20 protein-coding genes and 1 pseudogene are annotated in these 20,836 nt (G+C 64.0%); 18 read left to right on the forward strand and 3 right to left on the reverse strand.

Going from position 1 to position 20,836, the window contains the following annotated elements; all coding sequences use genetic code 11:
* The first annotated feature begins 66 nt into the window (after positions 1-66).
* From ACW5CM_RS11360 to ACW5CM_RS11375, 4 genes are all read left to right on the forward strand, one after another.
* Complete coding sequence (locus tag ACW5CM_RS11360; protein ID WP_457125062.1) at positions 67-468, forward strand: preprotein translocase subunit YajC; 402 nt, start codon at positions 67-69, stop codon at positions 466-468.
* 43 nt (positions 469-511) lie between these two features.
* On the forward strand, positions 512-2,242 hold the full coding sequence (secD, locus tag ACW5CM_RS11365) for a protein translocase subunit SecD (protein WP_438254517.1): 1,731 nt from the start codon (positions 512-514) through the stop codon (positions 2,240-2,242).
* Positions 2,242-3,231: a protein translocase subunit SecF gene (gene secF, locus ACW5CM_RS11370; RefSeq protein ID WP_438254518.1), complete on the forward strand. Its 990-nt coding sequence runs from the start codon at positions 2,242-2,244 to the stop codon at positions 3,229-3,231. Before secD ends, secF begins: the two co-directional genes overlap by 1 nt.
* Before the next feature lie 70 nt (positions 3,232-3,301).
* On the forward strand, positions 3,302-5,551 hold the full coding sequence (locus tag ACW5CM_RS11375; RefSeq protein ID WP_439254602.1) for a RelA/SpoT family protein: 2,250 nt from the start codon (positions 3,302-3,304) through the stop codon (positions 5,549-5,551).
* Here the strand turns inward: ACW5CM_RS11375 and ACW5CM_RS11380 are convergent.
* The 3 genes from ACW5CM_RS11380 to ACW5CM_RS11390 all read right to left on the reverse strand — a co-directional run bounded on the left by ACW5CM_RS11380 (position 5,521) and on the right by ACW5CM_RS11390 (position 7,916).
* A complete protein-coding gene (locus ACW5CM_RS11380) occupies positions 5,521-6,099 on the reverse strand; it encodes a type IV toxin-antitoxin system AbiEi family antitoxin (RefSeq protein WP_457125063.1) in 579 nt (192 codons plus the stop codon). The genes ACW5CM_RS11375 and ACW5CM_RS11380 overlap by 31 nt on opposite strands.
* Positions 6,100-6,149: 50 nt before the next feature.
* Positions 6,150-7,514, reverse strand: coding sequence for a DUF349 domain-containing protein (locus ACW5CM_RS11385; protein WP_457125064.1), 1,365 nt, complete (start codon positions 7,512-7,514; stop codon positions 6,150-6,152).
* Positions 7,515-7,628: 114 nt separating this feature from the next.
* On the reverse strand, positions 7,629-7,916 hold the full coding sequence (locus ACW5CM_RS11390) for a hypothetical protein (protein ID WP_457125065.1): 288 nt from the start codon (positions 7,914-7,916) through the stop codon (positions 7,629-7,631).
* 97 nt (positions 7,917-8,013) lie between these two features.
* On the opposite strand from ACW5CM_RS11390, the gene ACW5CM_RS11395 reads away from it, so the two are divergent.
* The 14 genes and pseudogenes from ACW5CM_RS11395 (at position 8,014) to nusB (ending at position 20,762) form a co-directional block, all read left to right on the forward strand.
* Positions 8,014-9,342, forward strand: coding sequence for a replication-associated recombination protein A (locus ACW5CM_RS11395; RefSeq protein ID WP_438254525.1), 1,329 nt, complete (start codon positions 8,014-8,016; stop codon positions 9,340-9,342).
* Between the two features lie 161 nt (positions 9,343-9,503).
* Positions 9,504-10,133: a 30S ribosomal protein S4 gene (rpsD, locus tag ACW5CM_RS11400; RefSeq protein WP_438254526.1), complete on the forward strand. Its 630-nt coding sequence runs from the start codon at positions 9,504-9,506 to the stop codon at positions 10,131-10,133.
* Positions 10,134-10,251: 118 nt separating this feature from the next.
* The gene (locus ACW5CM_RS11405; protein WP_438254527.1) at positions 10,252-10,440 is read left to right on the forward strand and encodes a hypothetical protein; all 189 of its coding nucleotides are present in this window, start codon (positions 10,252-10,254) and stop codon (positions 10,438-10,440) included.
* 67 nt (positions 10,441-10,507) lie between these two features.
* Entirely contained in the window at positions 10,508-13,168 is a 2,661-nt protein-coding gene (alaS, locus tag ACW5CM_RS11410; RefSeq protein WP_457125066.1) for an alanine--tRNA ligase, read from the forward strand.
* Positions 13,165-13,641 (forward strand): Holliday junction resolvase RuvX, encoded by a 477-nt coding sequence (gene ruvX / locus ACW5CM_RS11415; RefSeq protein WP_438254530.1) that lies wholly within the window; start codon positions 13,165-13,167, stop codon positions 13,639-13,641. Before alaS ends, ruvX begins: the two co-directional genes overlap by 4 nt.
* Positions 13,642-13,643: 2 nt before the next feature.
* Positions 13,644-15,020, forward strand: coding sequence for an endolytic transglycosylase MltG (mltG, locus tag ACW5CM_RS11420; protein WP_457125067.1), 1,377 nt, complete (start codon positions 13,644-13,646; stop codon positions 15,018-15,020).
* Between the two features lie 7 nt (positions 15,021-15,027).
* Positions 15,028-15,840 (forward strand): shikimate dehydrogenase family protein, encoded by an 813-nt coding sequence (locus ACW5CM_RS11425; protein ID WP_457125068.1) that lies wholly within the window; start codon positions 15,028-15,030, stop codon positions 15,838-15,840.
* 64 nt (positions 15,841-15,904) lie between these two features.
* On the forward strand, positions 15,905-17,134 hold the full coding sequence (gene aroC, locus ACW5CM_RS11430; RefSeq protein WP_457125069.1) for a chorismate synthase: 1,230 nt from the start codon (positions 15,905-15,907) through the stop codon (positions 17,132-17,134).
* Positions 17,121-17,639, forward strand: coding sequence for a shikimate kinase (locus ACW5CM_RS11435; protein ID WP_438254535.1), 519 nt, complete (start codon positions 17,121-17,123; stop codon positions 17,637-17,639). Before aroC ends, ACW5CM_RS11435 begins: the two co-directional genes overlap by 14 nt.
* Positions 17,636-18,724 (forward strand): 3-dehydroquinate synthase, encoded by a 1,089-nt coding sequence (gene aroB, locus ACW5CM_RS11440; RefSeq protein WP_457125070.1) that lies wholly within the window; start codon positions 17,636-17,638, stop codon positions 18,722-18,724. The genes ACW5CM_RS11435 and aroB overlap by 4 nt, the downstream gene beginning before the upstream one ends.
* Positions 18,721-19,191, forward strand: a pseudogene (locus ACW5CM_RS11445) (GNAT family N-acetyltransferase); the annotation flags it as partial. The gene aroB and the pseudogene ACW5CM_RS11445, both read left to right, overlap by 4 nt.
* A gap of 39 nt (positions 19,192-19,230) precedes the next feature.
* Positions 19,231-19,695: a type II 3-dehydroquinate dehydratase gene (locus tag ACW5CM_RS11450; RefSeq protein ID WP_439255035.1), complete on the forward strand. Its 465-nt coding sequence runs from the start codon at positions 19,231-19,233 to the stop codon at positions 19,693-19,695.
* 92 nt (positions 19,696-19,787) lie between these two features.
* Entirely contained in the window at positions 19,788-20,348 is a 561-nt protein-coding gene (gene efp, locus ACW5CM_RS11455; protein ID WP_438254537.1) for an elongation factor P, read from the forward strand.
* Positions 20,349-20,351: 3 nt separating this feature from the next.
* A complete protein-coding gene (gene nusB, locus ACW5CM_RS11460; RefSeq protein WP_438254538.1) occupies positions 20,352-20,762 on the forward strand; it encodes a transcription antitermination factor NusB in 411 nt (136 codons plus the stop codon).
* Positions 20,763-20,836 lie beyond the last annotated feature (74 nt).

Raw genomic sequence — 20,836 nt, forward strand, 5'->3', positions numbered from 1 at the left:
GGAGACTTCCCCCCGAACTCTCTGCGCGTCCACCGTTGGCGTGCGCACTTTGAAAGGCCCTGCCTGATGGAAATCATCCTCTTCGGCGTACTAGCCGTCCTGCTCGTCTTCATGTTCCTCAACACGCGCAAGCGTCAGAAGCAGATGAAGGCCGAACAGGAAGAGAAGGCCACGAAGACGGTTCCCGGGGTCAAGGTGCTGATGCAGGGTGGTCTCTACGGAACCATCGTCGCGTACGACCCTGAGGACCTGGACTCGCCGGCTCTCGTCGAGATTGCCCCGGGAACAGTCATCGAGGTACACAGCCAGGCGATCCTGCGCATCGTCGAGCCGAACGTGGTCGACGACCTCGAGGGCGAAGACCTCGTTGAGGTTGAAGATGAGGCCATTGCATCCGAGGCAGATTTTGCCGCCGAGACTCCTGAGGAGACCCGCGCCCGTCTGGATCGGGACTCCGACAGCAAGTAATTCGTCCGACCGCCTGACCGGCATCGTAGAAAGCTGAACATACGTGGCTTCGTCTTCTCCCGTCCGTCATGCCTGGAAGGTTCTGCTCAGCCTTCTGATCGTGACTGCTGCGCTGTTCGGCGTGAACGCAATCGGTGTCTATGGCTTTGAAAAGAGCTCGTGGACACCTGAGCTCGCGCTTGATCTTCAGGGCGGCACACAGATAGTCCTGAGTGCCGTCACTGAGGACGGTGCCAATCCCACGCAGGAGCAGCTCGATCAGGCTGCGGCGATCATCCGCCAACGCGTCAACGCGTCTGGTGTGACAGAGGCCGACATCACGACCGAGGGCGGACGCAACATTGTTGTGCAGATCCCCGGTGTCGCTGATGAGGAGACGCGCGCGCGTATCGAAGCGAGCGCGCAGCTCGAGTTCCGCTCCGTGATCTTCTTCGGAAGCCCAGCGACCGAGTTCGTCGGAGAAGACGGCAACGCAACGCCGTACCCGGCCCCGGACCCGACTGCGAACGCGATCCCCACGCCGGAGCCGACCGACGGCAGCGATATGGCCTGGGTGACGGAGAAGCTCCAAGCCGAGTTCCTCGCCTACGACTGCGCGAACCCCGACAACGAGTCTGCCGATACACCTGCGGACCAGCCCCTGATCACCTGTGACGACCTCGGTCAGGCCAAGTACATCCTCGGACCGACCGAGCTCACCGGCGATGCGATCGATGATGCCACCAGCGGTCGCGACCAGCGCAACGGTGCATGGACGGTCAACCTCACCCTCGATTCGCAGGGTGCCAAGACCTTCGGCGAGATCAGCCAGCGCCTCTACCAGAACCAGCTCGCCGGCCTCACCCCGCGCGACCAGTTCGCCTTCGTTCTCGATGGCAAGGTCATCTCCGCTCCGCAGATGAACGGTGTGATCCTCGACGGCAAGCCCAGCATCTCCGGCTCGTTCACGCAGGAGAGCGCTGAAGCTCTCGCGGATCAGCTGAAGTACGGTGCGCTGCCGCTGAGCTTCACCACCGAGAGTGCGTCGAGTGTTTCGGCGACGCTGGGTTCGCAGCAGCTCATGATCGGTCTCATCGCCGGACTCATCGGTCTTGCGCTGGTGGCTGTGTACTCGTTGCTCAGTTACCGAGCACTCGGCGCCGTGATCATTGCATCCATCGCGGTCATGGGCGTGTTGACCTACATCATCGTCTGCATCCTGGCCTGGCGCCTCGGCTTCCGCCTGTCGCTGGCCGGCGTGGCAGGTCTGATCGTGTCGATCGGTTTCGTCGCCGACTCGTTCATCGTCTACTTCGAACGAATACGAGATGAGCTGCGCGACGGCAAATCCATCACGAATGCGGTGGAGGACGGCTGGGGACGCGCCAAGCGCACGATTTACATCTCCAAGTCGATCAACATCCTGGCCGCAGTCGTGCTGTACATCCTGGCTGACTCCACGGTGAAGGGCTTTGCCTTCACCCTGGGACTCACGACGATCATCGACATCTTCATCTTCGTCATCTTCACGCACCCGGTGATGCAGATCCTGGCGCGCACCAAGTTCTTCGGAGGCGGGCACAAGCTCTCCGGCCTTGACCCCGACGCGCTGGGGGCGGTTTACCACGCCCGCTCGCAGTATCGGACTGTCGAGCCTGTGCGCGGTGGACGAGCAGGAAAGATCAACCGTTCTCGAAACGAGGCTGAGCGCCGGCAGACCATTGCGGAGCGCAAACGTGCCGAAGCCCTCATCGGAAACAGTCATACCAACGCCGGAAGCGAGGGAGAGCGCTGATGGCCTCCATGAATGAATTCGGCAACAACCTGTACACGGGAAAGACCTCTTTCCCGTTCGTCGGCAAGCGCCGTCTGTGGTTCATCATCGCGATCGCACTGATCGTGGCATCCGCCCTTGTGCCGTTGCTGCGCCCTGTGCAGTTCTCGATCGAGTTCACTGGCGGGTCGCAGTTCACGGTCGTCGCGCCCGAGTCGACTGATCAGGCCAAGGCATCCGACGCCGTGCAGTCTGTCGTGCCGAATGCCGCCGTCAAGGTCGCCATCGTCGGTGAGAGCGACGTGCGCGTGCAGACGGATCAGATGACGCAGAGCGAGACTCTCGCCGTGGCGCAGGCGCTGGCTGACCAGTATCAGGTGGATGCTGACGAGGTGAACACATCGTTCATCGGCCCGCAGTGGGGGGAGAACGTCACACGACAGTCGCTCTGGGGCCTGGTGGTGTTCCTGATTCTGACGTTCCTGATTCTCGCGGTGTACTTCCGCACGTGGAAGATGTCGGCCGCTGCCATCATTGGTCTGCTCGATGTGCTCGTGATCACCGTGGGCATCTATGCACTGGCCGGGTTCGAGATCTCGCCCGCGGCCGTCATCGGGTTCCTCACGATCCTGGCGTACTCGTTGTATGACACGACGGTGGTGTTCGACAAGATTCGAGAAAACACCACGGAGGACGGCGAAAACTCCTCACGCACCTTCGGAGAATCGGTGAACCTCGCGGTGAACCAGACGCTGGTGCGCTCGATCAACACTTCGATCGTCGCAGCGCTCCCCGTCGGCGCGATTCTGTTCATCGGAGCGTTCTGGCTCGGGGCGGAGACGCTGACCGATATTTCGCTGTCGATCTTCGTGGGCATCATCGTCGCGACGTACTCCACGCTGTTCGTTGCAGCACCGCTGTACTCGCTGTTCCGGGAGAAAGAACCGGACATCATCGAGCGCGACAAGCGCGTGCTCGAGCTGCGTGAACGGGCCGCCGCTGACGCCTGAACGCGTAATCGTTCGAGCGCAGCCGATGTGCTGGCACACGCGTAAGATGTTCTGACCCGGAGGTGAAGTGATGGCGGAGGCGAACGCGTCGACGCAGGGATCGAGTTTGAGAAGACTCGTGCCCCGAATCTTCTCGCGTGCGCCCCGGGTCAACGATCTCGACAACCTGATCCGCACGGTTCGGGCCAGCCACCCTAAAGGTGACCTGGCGATCATCACGCAGGCCTACAACGTCGCGAAGCAAAAGCACGAGGGTCAGAAGCGGCAAAGCGGTGAGCCATACATCACCCACCCGCTCGCCGTCGCCCAGATCCTGGCCGAGATGGGGCTGGGGCCACGAGCCATTGCGGCAGCGCTGCTTCATGACACCGTCGAAGACACCGGGTATGCGCTGTCTGAACTGACGGAGACCTTCGGTGACGAAGTCGCCATGCTCGTGGATGGCGTCACCAAGCTCGACAAGGTCAAGTACGGCGAAAGCGCGCAGGCCGAAACGGTCCGCAAGATGATCGTCGCAATGTCGAAAGACCTGCGTGTTCTGCTCATCAAACTCGCCGACCGGCTCCACAATGCGCGCACCTGGGGCTTCGTTCCACCCGAGAAGGCGGAGAAGAAGGCCAGAGAGACACTGGAGATCTACGCGCCCCTTGCCAACCGCCTCGGTATCCAGACGATAAAGTCCGAGCTCGAAGACCTCTCGTTCGCTGTCTTGCACCCCAAAATCTATGTCGAGATCAACAGTCTTATCGCGCAGCGCACCCCGCAGCGAGAGAAGTATCTGAAGCAGGTCATCGAATCGATCAATGAGGACCTGCACGACCTCCGTATCCGCGGCAAAGTGGGCGGACGACCGAAGCAGCTGTACTCGGTGTACCAGAAGATGGTTGTGCGCGGACGGGAGTTCGATGACATCTACGACCTCATCGGCATTCGGGTGCTCGTAGGCTCGGTGCGTGACTGCTACGCGGTTCTCGGTGCTATTCACGCACGCTGGACGCCGCTGCCCGGCCGGTTCAAGGACTACATCGCGACGCCGAAGTTCAATCTCTACCAGTCACTGCACACCACGGTGATCGGCCCGAGCGGCCGTACGGTGGAGATTCAGATCCGCACGCACGAGATGCACCAGCAAGCGGAATTCGGTGTTGCCGCACACTGGATGTACAAAGAGCGGATGGCCGGTGGCAAGCCCGGTACCGTGCCGACCGACACCGATATGACCTGGCTTGCGCACATCTCGGACTGGCAAGCAGAAACCGCGGATCCGAGCGAGTTCCTCGACTCGCTGCGCTTCGAAATCGGTGCGAAGGAAGTTTACGTGTTCACGCCGAAGGGACGGGTGATCGGGCTGCCTGCCGGCGCGACACCGGTCGACTTCGCCTACGCCGTGCACACCGAGATCGGCCACCGCACAATGGGTGCGAAGGTCAACGGCCGGCTCGTCCCGCTGGAGACCGAGGTCAAAAGCGGCGACGTCATTGAAGTGTTCACCTCGAAGAACCCGGACGCCAGTCCGAGCCAGGACTGGCTGAGCTTCGTCAAGAGCACCCGTGCCCGCAACAAGATTCGCGGCTGGTTCACGAAGGAACGTCGCGAAGAAGCGATTGAGCAGGGCAAGGAATCCATCGCACGGTCGATGCGCCGGCAGAACCTGCCGCTGCAACGGCTGATGGGTCAGGACTCGTTCGCCCAGGTCGCTCAGCAGTTGCATTACGAAGACGTCGACGCGCTGTACGCCGCCGTCGGTGAGGGCCACGTCTCCACGCAGTCCGTGCTGGAGAAGGTTACTGCCCTCACCGCGGCGAACGACACCGGTACCGGGGCGATCACGATTCCGGGCCGTCCGCACCTGCGCGAACCGCGCGCGGGCGATTCCGGCATCCTCGTCCGCGGCGCGGACGACATTCTCGTGAAGCTCGCCAAGTGCTGCACGCCGGTTCCCGGTGACGAGATCGTCGGCTTCGTGACACGTGGCAGTGGTGTCTCGGTTCATCGCGTTGACTGTGCCAACGTGAAAGCCCTCGGTGCCGAGCAGGAACGTTTCGTCGAGGTCTCCTGGGCACCGACGACCAAGAGCGTGTTCCGCGTTCAGATCCAGGTCGAAGCGCTGGATCGGGCTGCACTGCTCTCCGACGTCACCCGGGTGCTCAGCGAGCACCATGTGAACATCCTGTCTGCGACCGTGAACACGAACGACAGTCGCTTGGCGATCAGCCGTTTCGTGTTCGAGATGGGCGACTCCGTGCACTTGGATCGTGTACTCAACGCCGTGCGTCGCATCGACGCGGTTTACGACGTGTATCGGGTGACCACGTCCTGATGCGCTGACTCCAGGAAGTCGTTCAGCCGTCGCAGGGCCGAACGTTTGCCGGGTACTCTCGAACGCGTCTCGAGGCAGTCGATGGCGACGGCTACGAGTTGCGGTTGCTGTTGCGCCACCAGAAGCAGCCAGGCGCCGCTCTCGGTGTCTTTCTCTGCGCGGATCGCGAGGTCCGTCAGCGTCCGCAGCGGCGTTGTCACCAGTGTCGACGAGATCAGCTGCACGTCCTCCTCAGGTAGTTGCACCTGGTGTACGACCACATCTCGGTGCGGCGCTACCCGGTGACGACGCATCGACGTGCGCTGAATATGGTGGCGAAGCGGAGCGCGACTGCCGATGCCCTGGAGCCAGGCTGCGGTCGTGCCGCTGGCCGCATAACCGGGGGAGAGGATCGGTGCCAGCGCCGTGACGCGAGCATCCGCATCCTCCGGGATGTCGGCGGGCATATAGGCATCGTCGATCTCGAACAGCAGACCATCCAGGCGCGCAGAGCACAGTTCCGGCTGGGACAGCAATGCCCCGGGCCGATACAGCAGCAGCGGGTTCACACTTTCAGTGTGCCGTGCTGACGCCGTTCCCGGGGCAGCTGTGGATAAGATCAGCCTTCGAGAGCGCTCAACCACGCCTTACGTGCTTCGAGTGCTTCGGTGGCTTCCTTGAGCGCCTTTGCATCTCCAGCCTTCTCGGCGGCGTCGCGCTCAGCCTCCAGCTTGGTGATGGTGTCCAGCAGCTGCTGGCTCATGTCGTTGGCGCGCGCCTTGGTCTCCGGGTTGTTGCGCTTCCAGTCGACCTCTTCGCGTGACTTCAACGACTGCTCGACGGTGCGGAGCTTGTCATCGAGTGCACGCTCCTTCTCGCGAGGGAAGACGCGCCCGATCTCGTCCCACTGGCGCTGAATGCGTGTCAGCAGCGCACGAGCCTGCTTGATGTTCGACTCATCAGCGACAGCCTTCGCTTCATCCAGCAGGGCGTTCTTGGCCTCGATCTTCGGCGCGGACTCGGCTTCTTCCGCGGCCGATTGCTCGGCACGAGCCGCGTACAGTGCGTCGCCTGCGGCCTTGAAACGCGCCCACAGCGCGTCATCGGCCTTTCGGCCGGCGCGGCCGGACGCCTTCCACTCGTCGAGAAGATTGCGATACGCGGGGATGCCGTCGACGCCCTTCGGCGCGAGGGCTTCCGCACGCTCGATCAGCTGATTCTTCTCGCTGCGAGCATGCTTGTGGGTCTCATCGAGCTCTGCGTAGAAACTGCGACGGCTCTTATCAACGACGGAGCGTGCGTCGCGGAATCGCTTCCACAGCTGCTGCGAGATGCCCTTCGGAAGGCGCGGTCCGCTCTGCTGCTGCGCCTGCCAGGTATCGAAGAGCGCGGTCACTTCGGCGGTGACCTGCTTCCACTGCACCTTCGAGAGGTCGCGGGCTGCGATCTGCTCGATGGCGTCGACGAGCAGGGTTCGCTCGGCGATCGCGGCGTCGACAAGAGCCTTCGCCTGCTGGGCCTCGGCCTCGCTGGCCTCAGCCAGCGTGCCGGTGAGCGTGTCGAGACGCTCCCGCAGCGAGGCCAGGTCGCCGACGGCAGCGGCCCCGGTGACGTCGTCCACCAGACGCTTCGCCTGTGTGGTCAGATCGCTCGCGGAGGCCCCGCCGGCCTGGTGACGCTGTTCGAGCGTGTGCACCTTGAATGCCAGATCGTCGAACTTGCGCACGTAGTAGGCGAGTGCTTCATCACTCGTGCCGTCCGGGTACTGCCCGACGACGCGCCATTCATCACCTTCACGTACCTCAACGGTGCCGTCTTCGGCAACGCGGCCGAAGTTCGCAGAGTCAGCAGAGGCGACGGGCGCCACGGGAACCACAGGTGCGGCGGGCGCGGCGGCTGCCGGTGCCGGCATGCGCGGCGGCGTCGGAACGCGCGGCGGTGTGGGGACCGGTGGAGTCGGCTTCGAAGGTTCGGTGGCAGACACGATGTGCTCCTTGCGCGGTCAGCCCGCGTGAGGGGGAAGGGACGTTGATCAGCCTAGTACGCGCAGCGGCGGTCTTGATGGCACCGTTCCGTCCAGGAGGTCACGGACCTGCGACTATTCGGCAGGTGCTTCGGTGAAGAATAGGTCGGAGAACGGATTCTCCAGTGGTGTGGGCGAAGATGTCTCCGTCGGATCCGGCTCGGGAGCAGTCACAGCAGCATGCACGGACTGGCTGGCGATGGCCGCCACGATGATGAGCCCGCCGGCGACGCCTGCGATGGTGTTGTCGCGGATACGGCGGGTGATCTGCCCGTCATACCACGTCGTGCGAGCGGCATACAGGCGCGCACGCTCGGTCTCGGCGCGTGAGCGCTGGGCGTTCTTGGATCCGCGGCCGGCCATCGTTTTCCTCCCTGTGGCGCCTCGCCTGGGCACCGCTGTGAGCCTACCGCGATTGCCACGGTGCGCCGGAGTCAGAGGGGCGCATTAGCCTGGAGGCATGACATCCGCGCCACTACTCTCGGGACAGACGCCCCTTGCCGTGCGGATGCGTCCGGTCTCCCTCGACGAGGTGGCCGGTCAGCAGCATCTTCTGCGGGCCGGCTCGCCGATCGTGGCGCTCGCTGACCCCGAAGCATCCGCTCCCGGGGCTGTATCGATCATCCTGTGGGGGCCGCCGGGCACCGGGAAAACCACCGTCGCGCAGGCGATCGCGCGTTCGTCCCGCCGGCGGTTCGTGGAACTTTCGGCGATCACTGCCGGCGTCAAAGACGTCCGAGAGGTGATGCAGGAGGCGATCACTCAGCGCGATCTCTATGGTCAGACCACGATCCTGTTCCTCGATGAGATCCACCGCTTCACCAAGGCTCAGCAGGATGCCCTGCTGCCCGGCGTCGAGAACGGCTGGGTTCTCCTGATTGCCGCCACCACCGAGAACCCGTCGTTCTCCGTGATCTCACCGCTGTTGTCCCGGTCATTGCTGCTGACGCTGCAACCGCTGACCGACGAAGACATCGGGGTGCTCATCGATAGAGCACTCTCGGATGCCCGCGGGCTCAACGGCACCGTCACCGCGGGTGACGACGCGCGGCGCGCACTGATACGTCTGGCCTCTGGTGACGCCAGGCGAGCGCTGACCGGATTAGAAGCTGCCGCAGCCGTCGCGCTGTCGACAGCCGAAGACGCTTCCGTCCCCGAGATCACCGACGAAGACGTGGCGCAGGCGGTTGATCGTGCACTGTTGAGATATGACCGTCAGGGTGACGAGCACTATGACGTGATCAGTGCGTTCATCAAGTCGATTCGCGGCTCAGATCCGGATGCTGCGCTGCACTATCTCGCCCGCATGATCGAGGCGGGGGAGGACCCGCGTTTCATTGCCCGCCGGCTGGTGATCTCGGCAGCAGAAGATATCGGACTCGCCGACCCGCAGGGGCTGGTGATCGCCAACGCTGCTGCCGACGCTGTCGCGTTCATCGGGATGCCCGAGGGGCGGATCCCACTGGCGGAGGCAACCGTCTACCTGGCGACCACTGCGAAATCGAACGCGGCATACGCCGGTATCAACGCCGCGATCGCCGATGTGCGCGCCGGTAACTTCGGGCGTGTCCCCGCTCACCTGCGAGACGCCCACTACGCCGGGGCCAAGCGACTCGGCCACGGCAAGGGATATCGCTACCCGCACGACAACGAGTTCGGCATCGTGCCTCAGCAGTATCTGCCTGATGAACTCGACGGACGTCAGTATTACCAACCGAAGCCTCTCGGTGCCGAGCGCGACATCTCATCGCGGCTTGAACGCATCCGGCGCATCCTCGGCGATCGCTGAGAAGCCGTCTGCTAAGCTGAATCGGCTCGAAACCGTGTTTTCGGGCATCTCTTCGTTCACACCCACCTTTTCTGCGCCCCGACGTGCGCACGAAGGCAGAACGCAGAAGATACGTCCGTGAGATGTGAAAGTCACGTCCACGTCATCGGAAGGAATACTTCGTGGTTACGAAGTCCCAGGACCGCCGCAAGGTCCGCCTGTCCCGTGCCCTCGGCATCCCGCTGACGCCGAAGGCTGCCCGTTACCTCGAGAAGCGTCCCTACGCTCCCGGTGAGCACGGCCGCACCAAGCGCAAGACCGACAGTGACTACGCTGTTCGTCTGCGTGAGAAGCAGCGTCTTCGCGAGCAGTACGGTATCCGCGAGAAGCAGCTGCGCATCGCGTTCAACGAGGCTCGTCGCGTTGATGGCCTGACCGGTGAGAACCTTGTCGAGCTCCTCGAGATGCGTCTTGACGCTCTCGTGCTGCGTTCGGGCTTCGCCCGCACCACCGCACAGGCTCGCCAGATGGTTGTGCACCGTCACATCCTCGTCGACGGCCAGCTCGTCGACCGCCCGTCGTTCCGCGTGAAGCCGGGTCAGCTCATCCATGTCAAGGCCAAGAGCGAGGGCACCGAGCCCTTCCAGGTCGCAGCAGCCGGCGGCCACGCCGAGGTCCTGCCTCCCGTTCCTGGTTACCTTGAGGTCGAGCTCGACAAGCTTCAGGCTCGCCTGGTTCGTCGTCCGAAGCGCGCTGAGGTCCCCGTGACCTGTGAAGTGCAGCTCGTCGTCGAGTACTACGCAGCTCGCTGATTCACTGACTGGTCCCTGACTGGTCAAGCCAAGAGGCGTCGGGATTCCCGACGCCTCTTGTCGTTTCCGCATACGATGGAGGCACCGCGTTTTGCGGGCTGAGGGCGAGGAAGAACACATGAAGAAGCTGTCGTGGTTCCTGATCGGTGTGATCGGCGGGTTCGTAGCTGCCCACTTCATGAACAAAGATCCGCGCGGACACGTCCTTCTGGCCGATGTTGACGCGCGCATCAGCGAGTTCACCGCGATCCTCAGCGATTCGTACCGCGAGCAGCAGGCTCGACTGGTCGATTCCGCCGACAACTGATCATCCGCGCCGGTCGCAGCACTCTGTGCTGCGATTATTCGTCTCACACAAGGACAGCCGTACCCCTATGAAAACCGCGGACATCGCGCAGCGCTACCTGAATTTCTTCGAAAAGAACGACCACACGATCGTTCCCTCCGCGTCGCTGGTGAGCGACGACCCGACGGTGATGTTCACCATCGCCGGAATGGTCCCGTTCGTGCCGTACCTGACCGGCGTCGTACCTGCTCCGTTCCTGAGAGCGGCCGATGTGCAGAAGTGCATCCGCACCAACGACATCGAAGAGGTCGGCAAGACGGCTCGTCATGGAACGTTCTTCCAGATGCTGGGCAACTGGTCTTTCGGCGATTACTTCAAGGAAGGCGCGATCTCCTACGCGTGGGAGCTGCTCACAACGTCCGAGGCCGATGGCGGACTCGGCTTCGCGGAGAAGGACATCTGGGTCACCGTCTACGAGACAGATGACGAAGCAGCGCTGCTCTGGCAGAAGATCGCTGGCCTCCCCGCCGAGCGCATCCAGCGGATGGGGCGCGAGGACAACTACTGGCACACCGGTCAGCCAGGACCCGGTGGCCCCTGCTCAGAGATTTACATCGACCGTGGTCCGGCGTACGGCCGCGACGGTGGTCCGATCGTGGATGACAACCGCTTCACCGAGATCTGGAATCTCGTGTTCATGCAGGATCTGCTTTCGGATGTGCGCACGAAGGTCGACTTCGACATCGCCGGGTCGCTGCCCAAGCGCAACATCGACACCGGCATGGGGCTTGAGCGCGTTGCGATGTTCAAGCAGGGTGCCGAGAACATGTACGAAACCGATCAGGTGCGTCCGGTTCTGGACCGCGCGATGGAGATCTCCGGACGCAAGTACGGCGTCGATCACACCGATGACGTCCGTTTCCGCATCGTTGCCGATCACGTGCGCTCTTCGCTGATGCTGCTCTCTGATGGAGTGAAGCCCGCGAATGACGGCCGCGGGTATATCCTCCGTCGTTTGATGCGCCGCACCGTTCGCTCGATGCGGCTGCTCGGCGTTGACGCTCCGATCTTCCCCGAGCTGTTCGCCGCTTCGCGCGATGCGATGAAGGCGTCGTACCCGGTGTTGGAGACGGAGTGGGATCGTCTGTCCGGTCTCGCGAACGCGGAAGAGGTCACCTTCCTTCGTACGCTGGCACAGGGCTCGACGATCCTCGATCTCGCACTGGATGCGACGAAGCAGGCTGAGAAGAAGACTCTGGCCGGCCCCGAGGCCTTCCTGTTGCACGACACCTACGGCTTCCCGATCGACCTCACCCTGGAGATCGCCGAAGAAGCGGGACTCAGTGTCGACCGCGAGTCGTTCGACTCGCTGATGCTGGAGCAACGCACCCGGGCGAAGGCGGATGCGAAGAGTCGCAAGCGCCAACTCGCCGACGTTTCGGTGTACCGCGAGTTCCGTGCCCTGGGTGAGACCGGGTTCGCCGGGTACTCGGATCTGAACATCGACTCTCGTGTGCTAGGCATTCTTGTGGACGGTCAGCCCGCAACCTTCGCCACGGAGGGGCAGGTTGCCGAGATCATCCTCGCGGAGACCACCCTGTACGCGGAGTCCGGGGGACAGGTCTCTGACAAGGGCAGCATCGTCGGCGCCGGTTTCGAACTCGACGTTCTCGACGTGCAGAAGCCGGTTGCCGGGCTCATCAGCCACACGGTGCACGTCACCAGCGGAACCGTCGCGGTCGATGATCGAGCCACTACGCAGGTGGATGCCGCGAACCGTCGCGCAGCTCGGCAGGCGCACTCGGCAACGCACCTGGTCCACGCAGCCCTGCGCGACACGCTCGGCTCGGGCGCCACCCAGGCGGGCTCCCTCAACCGCGCCGGTTACATGCGCTTCGACTTCTCGTGGTCACAGGCGCTGTCTGCCGAGACACGCACCGAGATCGAAGACATCACGAACCGCGCGGTTCAGGACGCTCTTGAGGTCACCACGCGAATCGTTTCTCTTGACGAGGCCAAAGAAGCCGGAGCAATGGCTCTGTTTGGTGAGAAATACGGAGATGTCGTGCGCATGGTCGACATCGGCGGTCCCTGGTCACGGGAACTGTGCGCGGGGACGCACGTGAATTCCAGCTCGGAGATCGGTCTGGTCAGCGTGGTCGGTGAAGCATCGGTCGGGGCATCCAACCGCCGTATCGAGGCGCTGGTCGGTCAGGACGCGTTCCGCGAGCTCTCCGCCGAGCGTGCCATCGTCTCGCAGCTGACGACGGCGCTCAAGACCCCCCGTGAGCAGCTGCCGGATCGGATCGCGGAGATCGCCGCGAATCTGAAGGCCGCTGAGAAGCGCATCGCACAGTTCGAAGCGAAGGAACGCGAAGGGCGTGTCCCCGCGATTGCGGAGGCTGCGCAGCAGGTTGGCGCCTACCGGGTCGCTGCGGTGTCTGTCGGCGAAGTGGGCTCAGCGGACGATGTCCGAGGCCTGGCGCTCTCGGTGCGCGAGCGCCTGGGATCGACTGCTGCAGTGGTCGCCCTGGGCGGCATTGCTGGCGGACGCCCGGTGGTCGTGGTCGCGACGAACGACTCCGCACGCTCGGCGGGCGTGAAGGCCGGTGCGCTGGCGAAGCGTGCGGCCGGTGTGCTCGGTGGTGGCGGCGGCGGACGCGATGACGTGGCCCAGGGCGGTGGAACGGATTCCTCGGCACTCGACGCAGCGCTGGACGCGGTGGTCGCGGAGCTTCGTAGCGCGTGAGCGGCGGCTTCCGCCGCGGTGTGCGGCTTGGCATCGATGTGGGCAAAGCCCGCGTCGGTGTGGCGCGATGCGACCCGGACGGCATGCTGGCCGTCCCGGTTGAAACTGTGCCACGATCGGACACCTCTCTCACCCGCATCGCAGAGCTTGCGGGGGAGTACGGGCCGATGGAGTTCGTCGTCGGGCTGCCAGTGAACATGCAGGGTGCTGATACCCCGTCAACCACGGATGCCCGTGAGTTCGCCGCCGCGTTGCAGCGGCTGACCGGTGTGCCCGTACGCATGATGGATGAACGGCTGAGCACCGTCACCGCACACTCGGCTTTACGGTCTTCTGGGCGAAATCAGCGAAACTCTCGTAGCATTGTCGATCAGGTCGCGGCGGTGGTTCTGCTGCAGCACGCGATCGACACGGAGAAGAGCACCGGTATCCCGGCCGGTGTCGCTGTGCCGCTTGATGAGGAGCCCGCCTGAGCATGCCCGAACGTGAGACCCCCGACCACGATTCGCATTCAGTTTCCGACGCACTGTTCGAAAACCTGCCGGCGCCGACGCATCGCGCACCCGCGTCTGATTTTGCCCCGCCGACGCCCGGATCACGACGGGCGCGTCGAGAAGGCGTAGCGCCGACTGCCGCAGCAGCTGCGTTGCCAGAAAGTCACGGCGCTGCCCGCGAAGGCACCGCCCCGATCGTCGCCGCACCCGCACCCGCACCCGCGCAGCAGCCGACTCTCGATGACCTGTTTCAGCCTGAGCATGAAGAAGCACACCACGCCGCGCCGAAGAAACGACGCCGCAAGGGATGTCTGATCGCGCTGCTGGTTCTGCTCGTCCTTATCGGCGGCGCCGTCTACGGCGGTTTCTGGGCGATGAACAACTACGGCGACAGGATCAACGAGGTGATGGGCTGGGGAGAGCCGGCGGACTGGGAGCCGGGCCTGGCAACAGGCGAGACAACGGTGACAGTCTTCGCCGGTGATACCGGAAGCCCGGTCTCCACAGCCCTGTACGAAGCCGGAGTCACCAAGACTGAAGGTGTCTTCTATGACTATCTCGTCAAGGAGAACATCGATTTCACGATCTATCCGGGCATCTACACGCTTCAGCAGAAGATGACGGCGGAGGCCGCTCTCGAAGCTCTCAACAATCCCGCCAACAAGGTGGAGAATTCTGTCGGAATCGCCGAAGGCGGCACCGTCGAGCCTTCGTTGATCGCGATCAGTGAGAGCCTCGGCATTCCGTTGGAGGAGATGAAGGCTGCGGTGGCCGATCCACGGGCGTACGGTGTGGATGCAGACAGCCTCGAGGGCTGGCTGTTCCCGGCTGTCTATACGTTTGACCCCGATGTGACTGCTCAGCAGGTCATCCAGCGGATGGTGGATCGCACGCGTGAGTCCCTGGCCGAGGCGGGAGTTCCGGCGGGGGACGAGAATCGGGTATTGACGATCGCATCCATAATTCAGCGTGAAGGTCGCCTCGACGACTTCGCGAAGGTATCTCGCGTCATTCAGAATCGTCTCGATGACGGGATGATGCTGCAGATGGATTCGACATCGCAGTACGGCTACGGCGAATTGCATGCCGGCGTTGTCAGCACTTCTGAAGAGGCGCAGTACGACGACAACCCGTGGAACACATACGTTCACACAGGACTCCCGATCGGTCCGATCGCCAGCCCCAGCAGCGCAGCAATCGAGGCCGCGATGCATCCGGTCGATGGCCCCTGGTTCTACTTCGTGACGATCAACATGGCGACGGGCGAGACGGTGTTCTCCACGACGTACGAGGAGCATCAGGCGGCGATCGAGCAGTGGGGTCAGTGGTGCGACGCCAACCCCGATCAGGGGTGTTGAACGAATGATGTCTCGTCGCCTCGCGGTCTGGGGCGATCCGATCGCTCACAGCAAATCTCCGCTCCTGCACAGCGCTGCCTATCGTGCACTCGGGCTGGACTGGGCGTATGGCCGACAGCGGGTGGATGCCCACGGCTTCATCGAGGCGTTCGAGGAACTCGATGGCACATGGCGCGGCCTGTCGGTGACCATGCCGCTGAAGGAGCAGGCCTATGCGGTCGCATCCGTGCGGGATCGCCACGCGGAGTTGACGGGAGCGGTGAACACACTGCTCCTCGGTGACACCGTCGCGGGATTCAACACCGATGTCGGGGGCATCGTCGATGCTTTCGCTGAGAACGGCATCCGCTTCTGCCCCAGCGCTCGTGTGCTGGGCGCCGGTGCAACGGCCTCCTCGGCTCTGGTGGCTCTTGCCGAGCTCGGCGCCGAGCAGATCGACGTACGCGCGCGCCGGCCCGAGCGCGCCGCTGGGCTGGTCGCGCTGGGAAGCAGCCTGGGCACCACCGTGGTGGTCAGAGACTTCGCTGCCGATGCTGCGCCGGTGAGTGCGACGGTCGCGACGCTTCCGAGCGGCACTGTTCTCGATGACGGGGTTGCGGCGAAGTTCGCAGAAACAGGCGGCGCACTTCTGGACGCGGCCTATGCGCCCTGGCCGTCGGCGCTGGCAGCGCGATGGGCTGCGCCGACGGTGATCTCGGGGCTGGAGATGCTTCTGCATCAGGCTGTGCGTCAGGTGCGCATCTTCGTCGCAGGCGATCCGAGTGCCGAGCTCGTCGATGAGGCAGCAGTGGTCGCTGCGATGCGCGCGGCACTGATCTGACCGGGCGCTTTCGCCGGGGCGTCACGCGGCCGGGCTGAGACCAAACACATGCCAAACTAGAGGCATGCTCCGCGTGCTCACGGCCGGCGAATCGCACGGTCCCGAACTCATTGCCGTCATGGAAGGGCTGCCCTCCGGCGTCCCGATCTCCTCCGAGGCCATTCAGGCCGATCTCGCACGCCGAAAGCTCGGCTATGGTCGCGGCTCGCGCATGAAATTCGAGCAGGACGAACTGAGCATCTCCGGTGGCGTCCGCCACGGTAAGAGCCTGGGAAGCCCGATCGCCCTGCGCATCGGCAACACCGAATGGCCGAAGTGGGTAGAGGTGATGAGTCCGGAGCCGGTGGAGCTCACCGACAAGTCCCGCGGCCGCTCCGCTCCGCTGACCCGTCCGCGACCGGGCCACGCCGACCTGGTCGGAATGCAGAAGTACGACTTCGATGAGGCGCGTCCGATCCTGGAGCGTGCCAGCGCGCGTGAAACCGCGGCGCGTGTCGCGCTGGGGGCCGTCGCGCGTTCGTTCCTGAGCGAGCTGGGCATCCGCCTCGTCAGTCACACGCTGTCGATCGGTCCGGTCCAGGCCCCTGACGGTGCGGTGCTCCCGACGCCGGACGATGTCGATGCGCTCGACGCCGATCCGCTGCGGTGCTTCGACGCGGAAACCTCCGCACGCATGGTTGCTGAGATCGATGATGCGCGCAAGCACGGCGATACCCTCGGCGGCATCGTCGAGGTGCTCGCTTACGGGCTTCCGCCAGGCCTCGGCTCCCACGTGCACTGGGACCGTCGTCTGGATGGCCGTCTCGCGCAGGCTGTGATGAGCATCCAGGCGATCAAGGCCGTGGAGATCGGCGACGGCTTCGAGACCACCCGCCGCCGTGGCTCGGCCGCACACGATGAGCTTTTCGCCGCAGAACGCGGCATCACACGCGCTTCCGATCGTGCTGGCGGTACCGAGGGCGGCATGTCCACCGGCACCGTGCTGCGCGTTCGCGCAGGTATGAAGCCGATCGCGACAGTGCCGCGCTCCCTGCGCACTATCGACGTCGCCACCGGTGACACCGCAACTGCGCACCATCAGCGTTCAGATATCAGCGCGGTGCCCGCAGCCGGCGTTGTGGCCGAGGCGATGGTGGCAGTGGAACTGGCGAACTCCGTGCTGGAGAAGTTCGGCGGCGACAGCATCCGCGAGACGCTTCGCAACCTCAACAGCTATCTCGCAGCGATTCCGGCGGAACTGCGCACGGCTCCCGCTTCCGAGGCCGCGCTGATCGCCCACGATGAGCAGTCCTGAGCAGTTGACTCTCGTGCTCGTCGGCCCGATGGGCGCGGGAAAGACGAGCGTGGGTCGCCGTGTGGCCAAGACGCTCGGCGTCGGCTTCACCGACACCGACAAATACATCGTTGCTGAGCACGGACCGATCCCAGACATCTTCGCTGCGCACGGCGAACAGCGCTTTCGCGCGTTGGAGTGCGCCGCTGTGGCCGCAGCGCTGAAACACGGGGGAGTGATCTCCCTGGGTGGAGGCGCCGTCACTTCGGCGGACACCCGGAAACTGCTGCATGAGCATCCGGTTGCGTTCCTCGCTGTCACACCGGAAGCAGTCGCAGCACGGATCCGATCCGGTGGGCGCCCGATGCTCGCAGGAGATGAAGACCCGCTTGAGCGGTGGAAAAGCATCTACGAGCAGCGTCGCGGCTGGTACGACGAGGTCGCGACCGAAACATTCGACACGTCACGTCGACCGATGCAGCGCATCGCCGACGAGATCGCAGCCTGGAGGAAGAACCTGAGATGAGTACCACCACGATCAGCGTGACCGGACAGGCAGCGTACGACATCACCGTCGGCCGTGGCATCCTCGACCAGGTCTCTGCCGCCCTCGACCCGGCTGTGCGCAAGATTCTTGTGGTGCACCCGCCGACGCTGGCGGTGCGTGCCGCCGAGCTGCGCGATCGCCTGCTCGCCGACACGACGGACGGGCCGCGGGAAGTTCTGCTCGCCGAGATTCCGGATGCTGAGCAGGGCAAACGCATCGAGGTCGCAGCCTTCTGCTGGCAGGTTATGGGGCAGGCGGACTTCACGCGCACGGACGCGGTGATCGGCTACGGCGGTGGATCTGTGACCGATGTCGCCGGGTTCGTCGCCGCCACCTGGCTGCGCGGTGTGCAGGTCATCCAGGTTCCGACCACCGTGCTCGGCCTGGTCGATGCCGCCGTCGGCGGAAAGACCGGCGTCAACACCGCCGAGGGCAAGAACCTGGTCGGCGCCTTCTGGCCGCCGCAGGCGGTGATCGGAGATCTGGATGAGCTCGCCAGCCTGAGCGCCCACGAGGCAACCGCAGGATTCGCCGAGGTGGTCAAGGCCGGATTCATCTGGGCTCCAGAGATTCTCGACATCATCGAGGCAGATCCCACACGCGCTGTCGACCCGACAACCGCAGAGTTCCGCCGTGCTGTGGAACTCGCCATCGGTATGAAAGCCCAGGTCGTCTCGGAAGACTTCCGCGAGGCCGGTCAGCGCGAGATCCTCAATTACGGGCACACGCTCGGGCATGCGATCGAGCACGCTGAACGGTACCGCTGGCGTCATGGCGCTGCGATCTCGGTCGGCATGCTGTTCGCCGCCGAGATCTCCCGTCTTGCCGGTCGACTCAGTGACGCATCCGCGGACCGGCATCGCACTGTGCTCGAGTCGCTCGGACTGCCGACCAGCTATCGCGCCGGAGCCTGGCAGACTCTGCTGGCCAGCATGCAGCGGGACAAGAAGAGCCGGGGCGGGATGCTGCGCTTCATCGTTCTCGACGAGATCGCCAAGCCCACCGTGCTGCAAGCTCCGGATGAAACCCTGCTGTTTGCCGCCTACCAGGAGGTCGGGGCGTGAGCGTCGAAGTTCGGCGGGTTCGCGCTGATGACTGGCGCCAGGTGCGTGCCAGCCGACTGGAGGCACTCGCGGACGAGGCAGCGCCGATCGCGTTTCTCGACACCGTCGACAACGCCGCGGCGCAGTCCGACGAGTTCTGGCAGGAACGCGCTGCGAATGCCGCCAGCGGCGATGCCGTGGCGCAGTTTGTCGCCGTCGACGGTGATGTCTGGGTCGGGTCCGCAACGGTGCTGCGGCGTGAAGCCGGGGAAACCGATCACCATGGCCGGACCCTCACTGCCGCACGTGGGGATGTGGTCGGTGTATTCGTGCGCCCATCCCACCGCGGCCAGGGTGTTGTCGATGCCCTGTTCGCGGCGGCCGCCGGATGGGCGCGTTCGCTGGGCGATGCAGCTCTCACGCTTGACGTGCACGCCGACAACGTGCGGGCACAGGGCGCGTACCAGCGCGCCGGTTTCACGCCGACCGGGCTCCAGTTCACCGGGACGATCGGAGCAGAGCTGGAGATGGCGCAAGACCTGGCTGTAGCAACGCCGCATCGCCGCATCCTGCTCGTGAACGGCCCGAACCTCAATCTGCTCGGCACTCGTCAGCCGGAGATCTACGGTACCGCCACGCTGACCGACGTCGAGCAGATCACCGCTGACGCTGCAGCACAGGCGGGCTTCCAGGTGCGCAGCATCCAGAGCAATCATGAGGGCGTGCTGATCGATGCGATTCACGCAGCACGGGAAGACTGCCTAGGAATCGTGATCAACCCGGGCGGGCTGACCCACACCTCGGTTGCGCTGCGCGATGCCCTCACCGGGGTCTCGCTGCCTTTCGCTGAGATTCACATCTCCGACGTGAACGCCCGAGAGGAATTTCGACGCTTCTCCTACCTCCACGATGTGGCGGCGGTGCGGGTCATTGGCGAGGGCGTCGACGGCTACGCGAGCGCAGTTCGTCAGCTCACGGCGCTCATCGCGTAGAATCGACTGTCGGCCCCCACTAACTCGGTCCCTGAGCCTGTCGAAGGGCAGTGAGCGGTCCTTCCCAATAAACGAAACGGAACTCTGAACGCATGGCATCCACCGCAGACATCAAGAACGGCGTCGTCCTCAGCATCGACGGACAGCTCTGGAACGTCATCGAGTTCCAGCACGTCAAGCCTGGCAAGGGTGGCGCGTTCGTGCGTACCAAGCTGAAGAACGTCGTCTCCGGCAAGACCGTCGACCGCACCTACAACGCCGGCGCGAAGATCGACATCGAGAACGTCGATCGTCGTGACTTCACCTACCTGTACGCAGACGGCGACGGCTTCGTGTTCATGGACACGACCGACTACGACCAGATCACGGTCGGCGCTGCCACCGTCGGCGACGCGAAGAACTTCCTGCTCGAGAACCAGCAGGTCACGATCGCGCTGAACAACGGCAACCCGCTGTACCTCGACCTTCCGACATCCGTCATCCTCGAGGTGACCTACTCGGAGCCTGGTCTGCAGGGCGACCGCTCCTCGGCCGGCACCAAGCCCGCCACCGTCGAGACCGGTTACGAGATGCAGGTTCCGCTGTTCGTCGAGACCGGCACGAAGATCAAGGTCGACACCCGCACGGGTGAGTACCTCGGTCGCGAGAAGTAAGGCGTGAGCGCTCGGACGAAGGCGCGCAAGCGCGCACTCGACATTCTCTTCTCGTCAGACGTACGCGGCGATGACCTCGCCGTGACGCTGGCGGCAGAAGCAAAACGTGCTGCCAGCGAGCCTGCACGAGAGGCCTCCTGGCTCTACGCCCGCGAAATCGTCGACGGAATCTCCGATCACCGCGATGAGATCGACGAGAACATCATCACGCACAGTCGTGATTGGAAAATTGAGCGGATGCCGGCCGTTGACCGCGCTCTGCTGCGCATCGGCGTGTGGGAGATCGTCTACAACGATGAGGTCCCGACGGCCGTTGCTATCGATGAGGCAGTGGAGCTTGCCAAAGAGTTCTCCACGGACGATTCCGGTGCATTCGTGCACGGCGTTCTCGCTCGGGTTGCTCGCTCGAGCTGAGCCTCACCATCGCCATCGCGACTTCGCGGTGATATCGGCCTTGTCGATGTCACCGCGATGTCTGCCGTCACGGA

The organism is Microbacterium wangyouchuni, assembly GCF_054072595.1.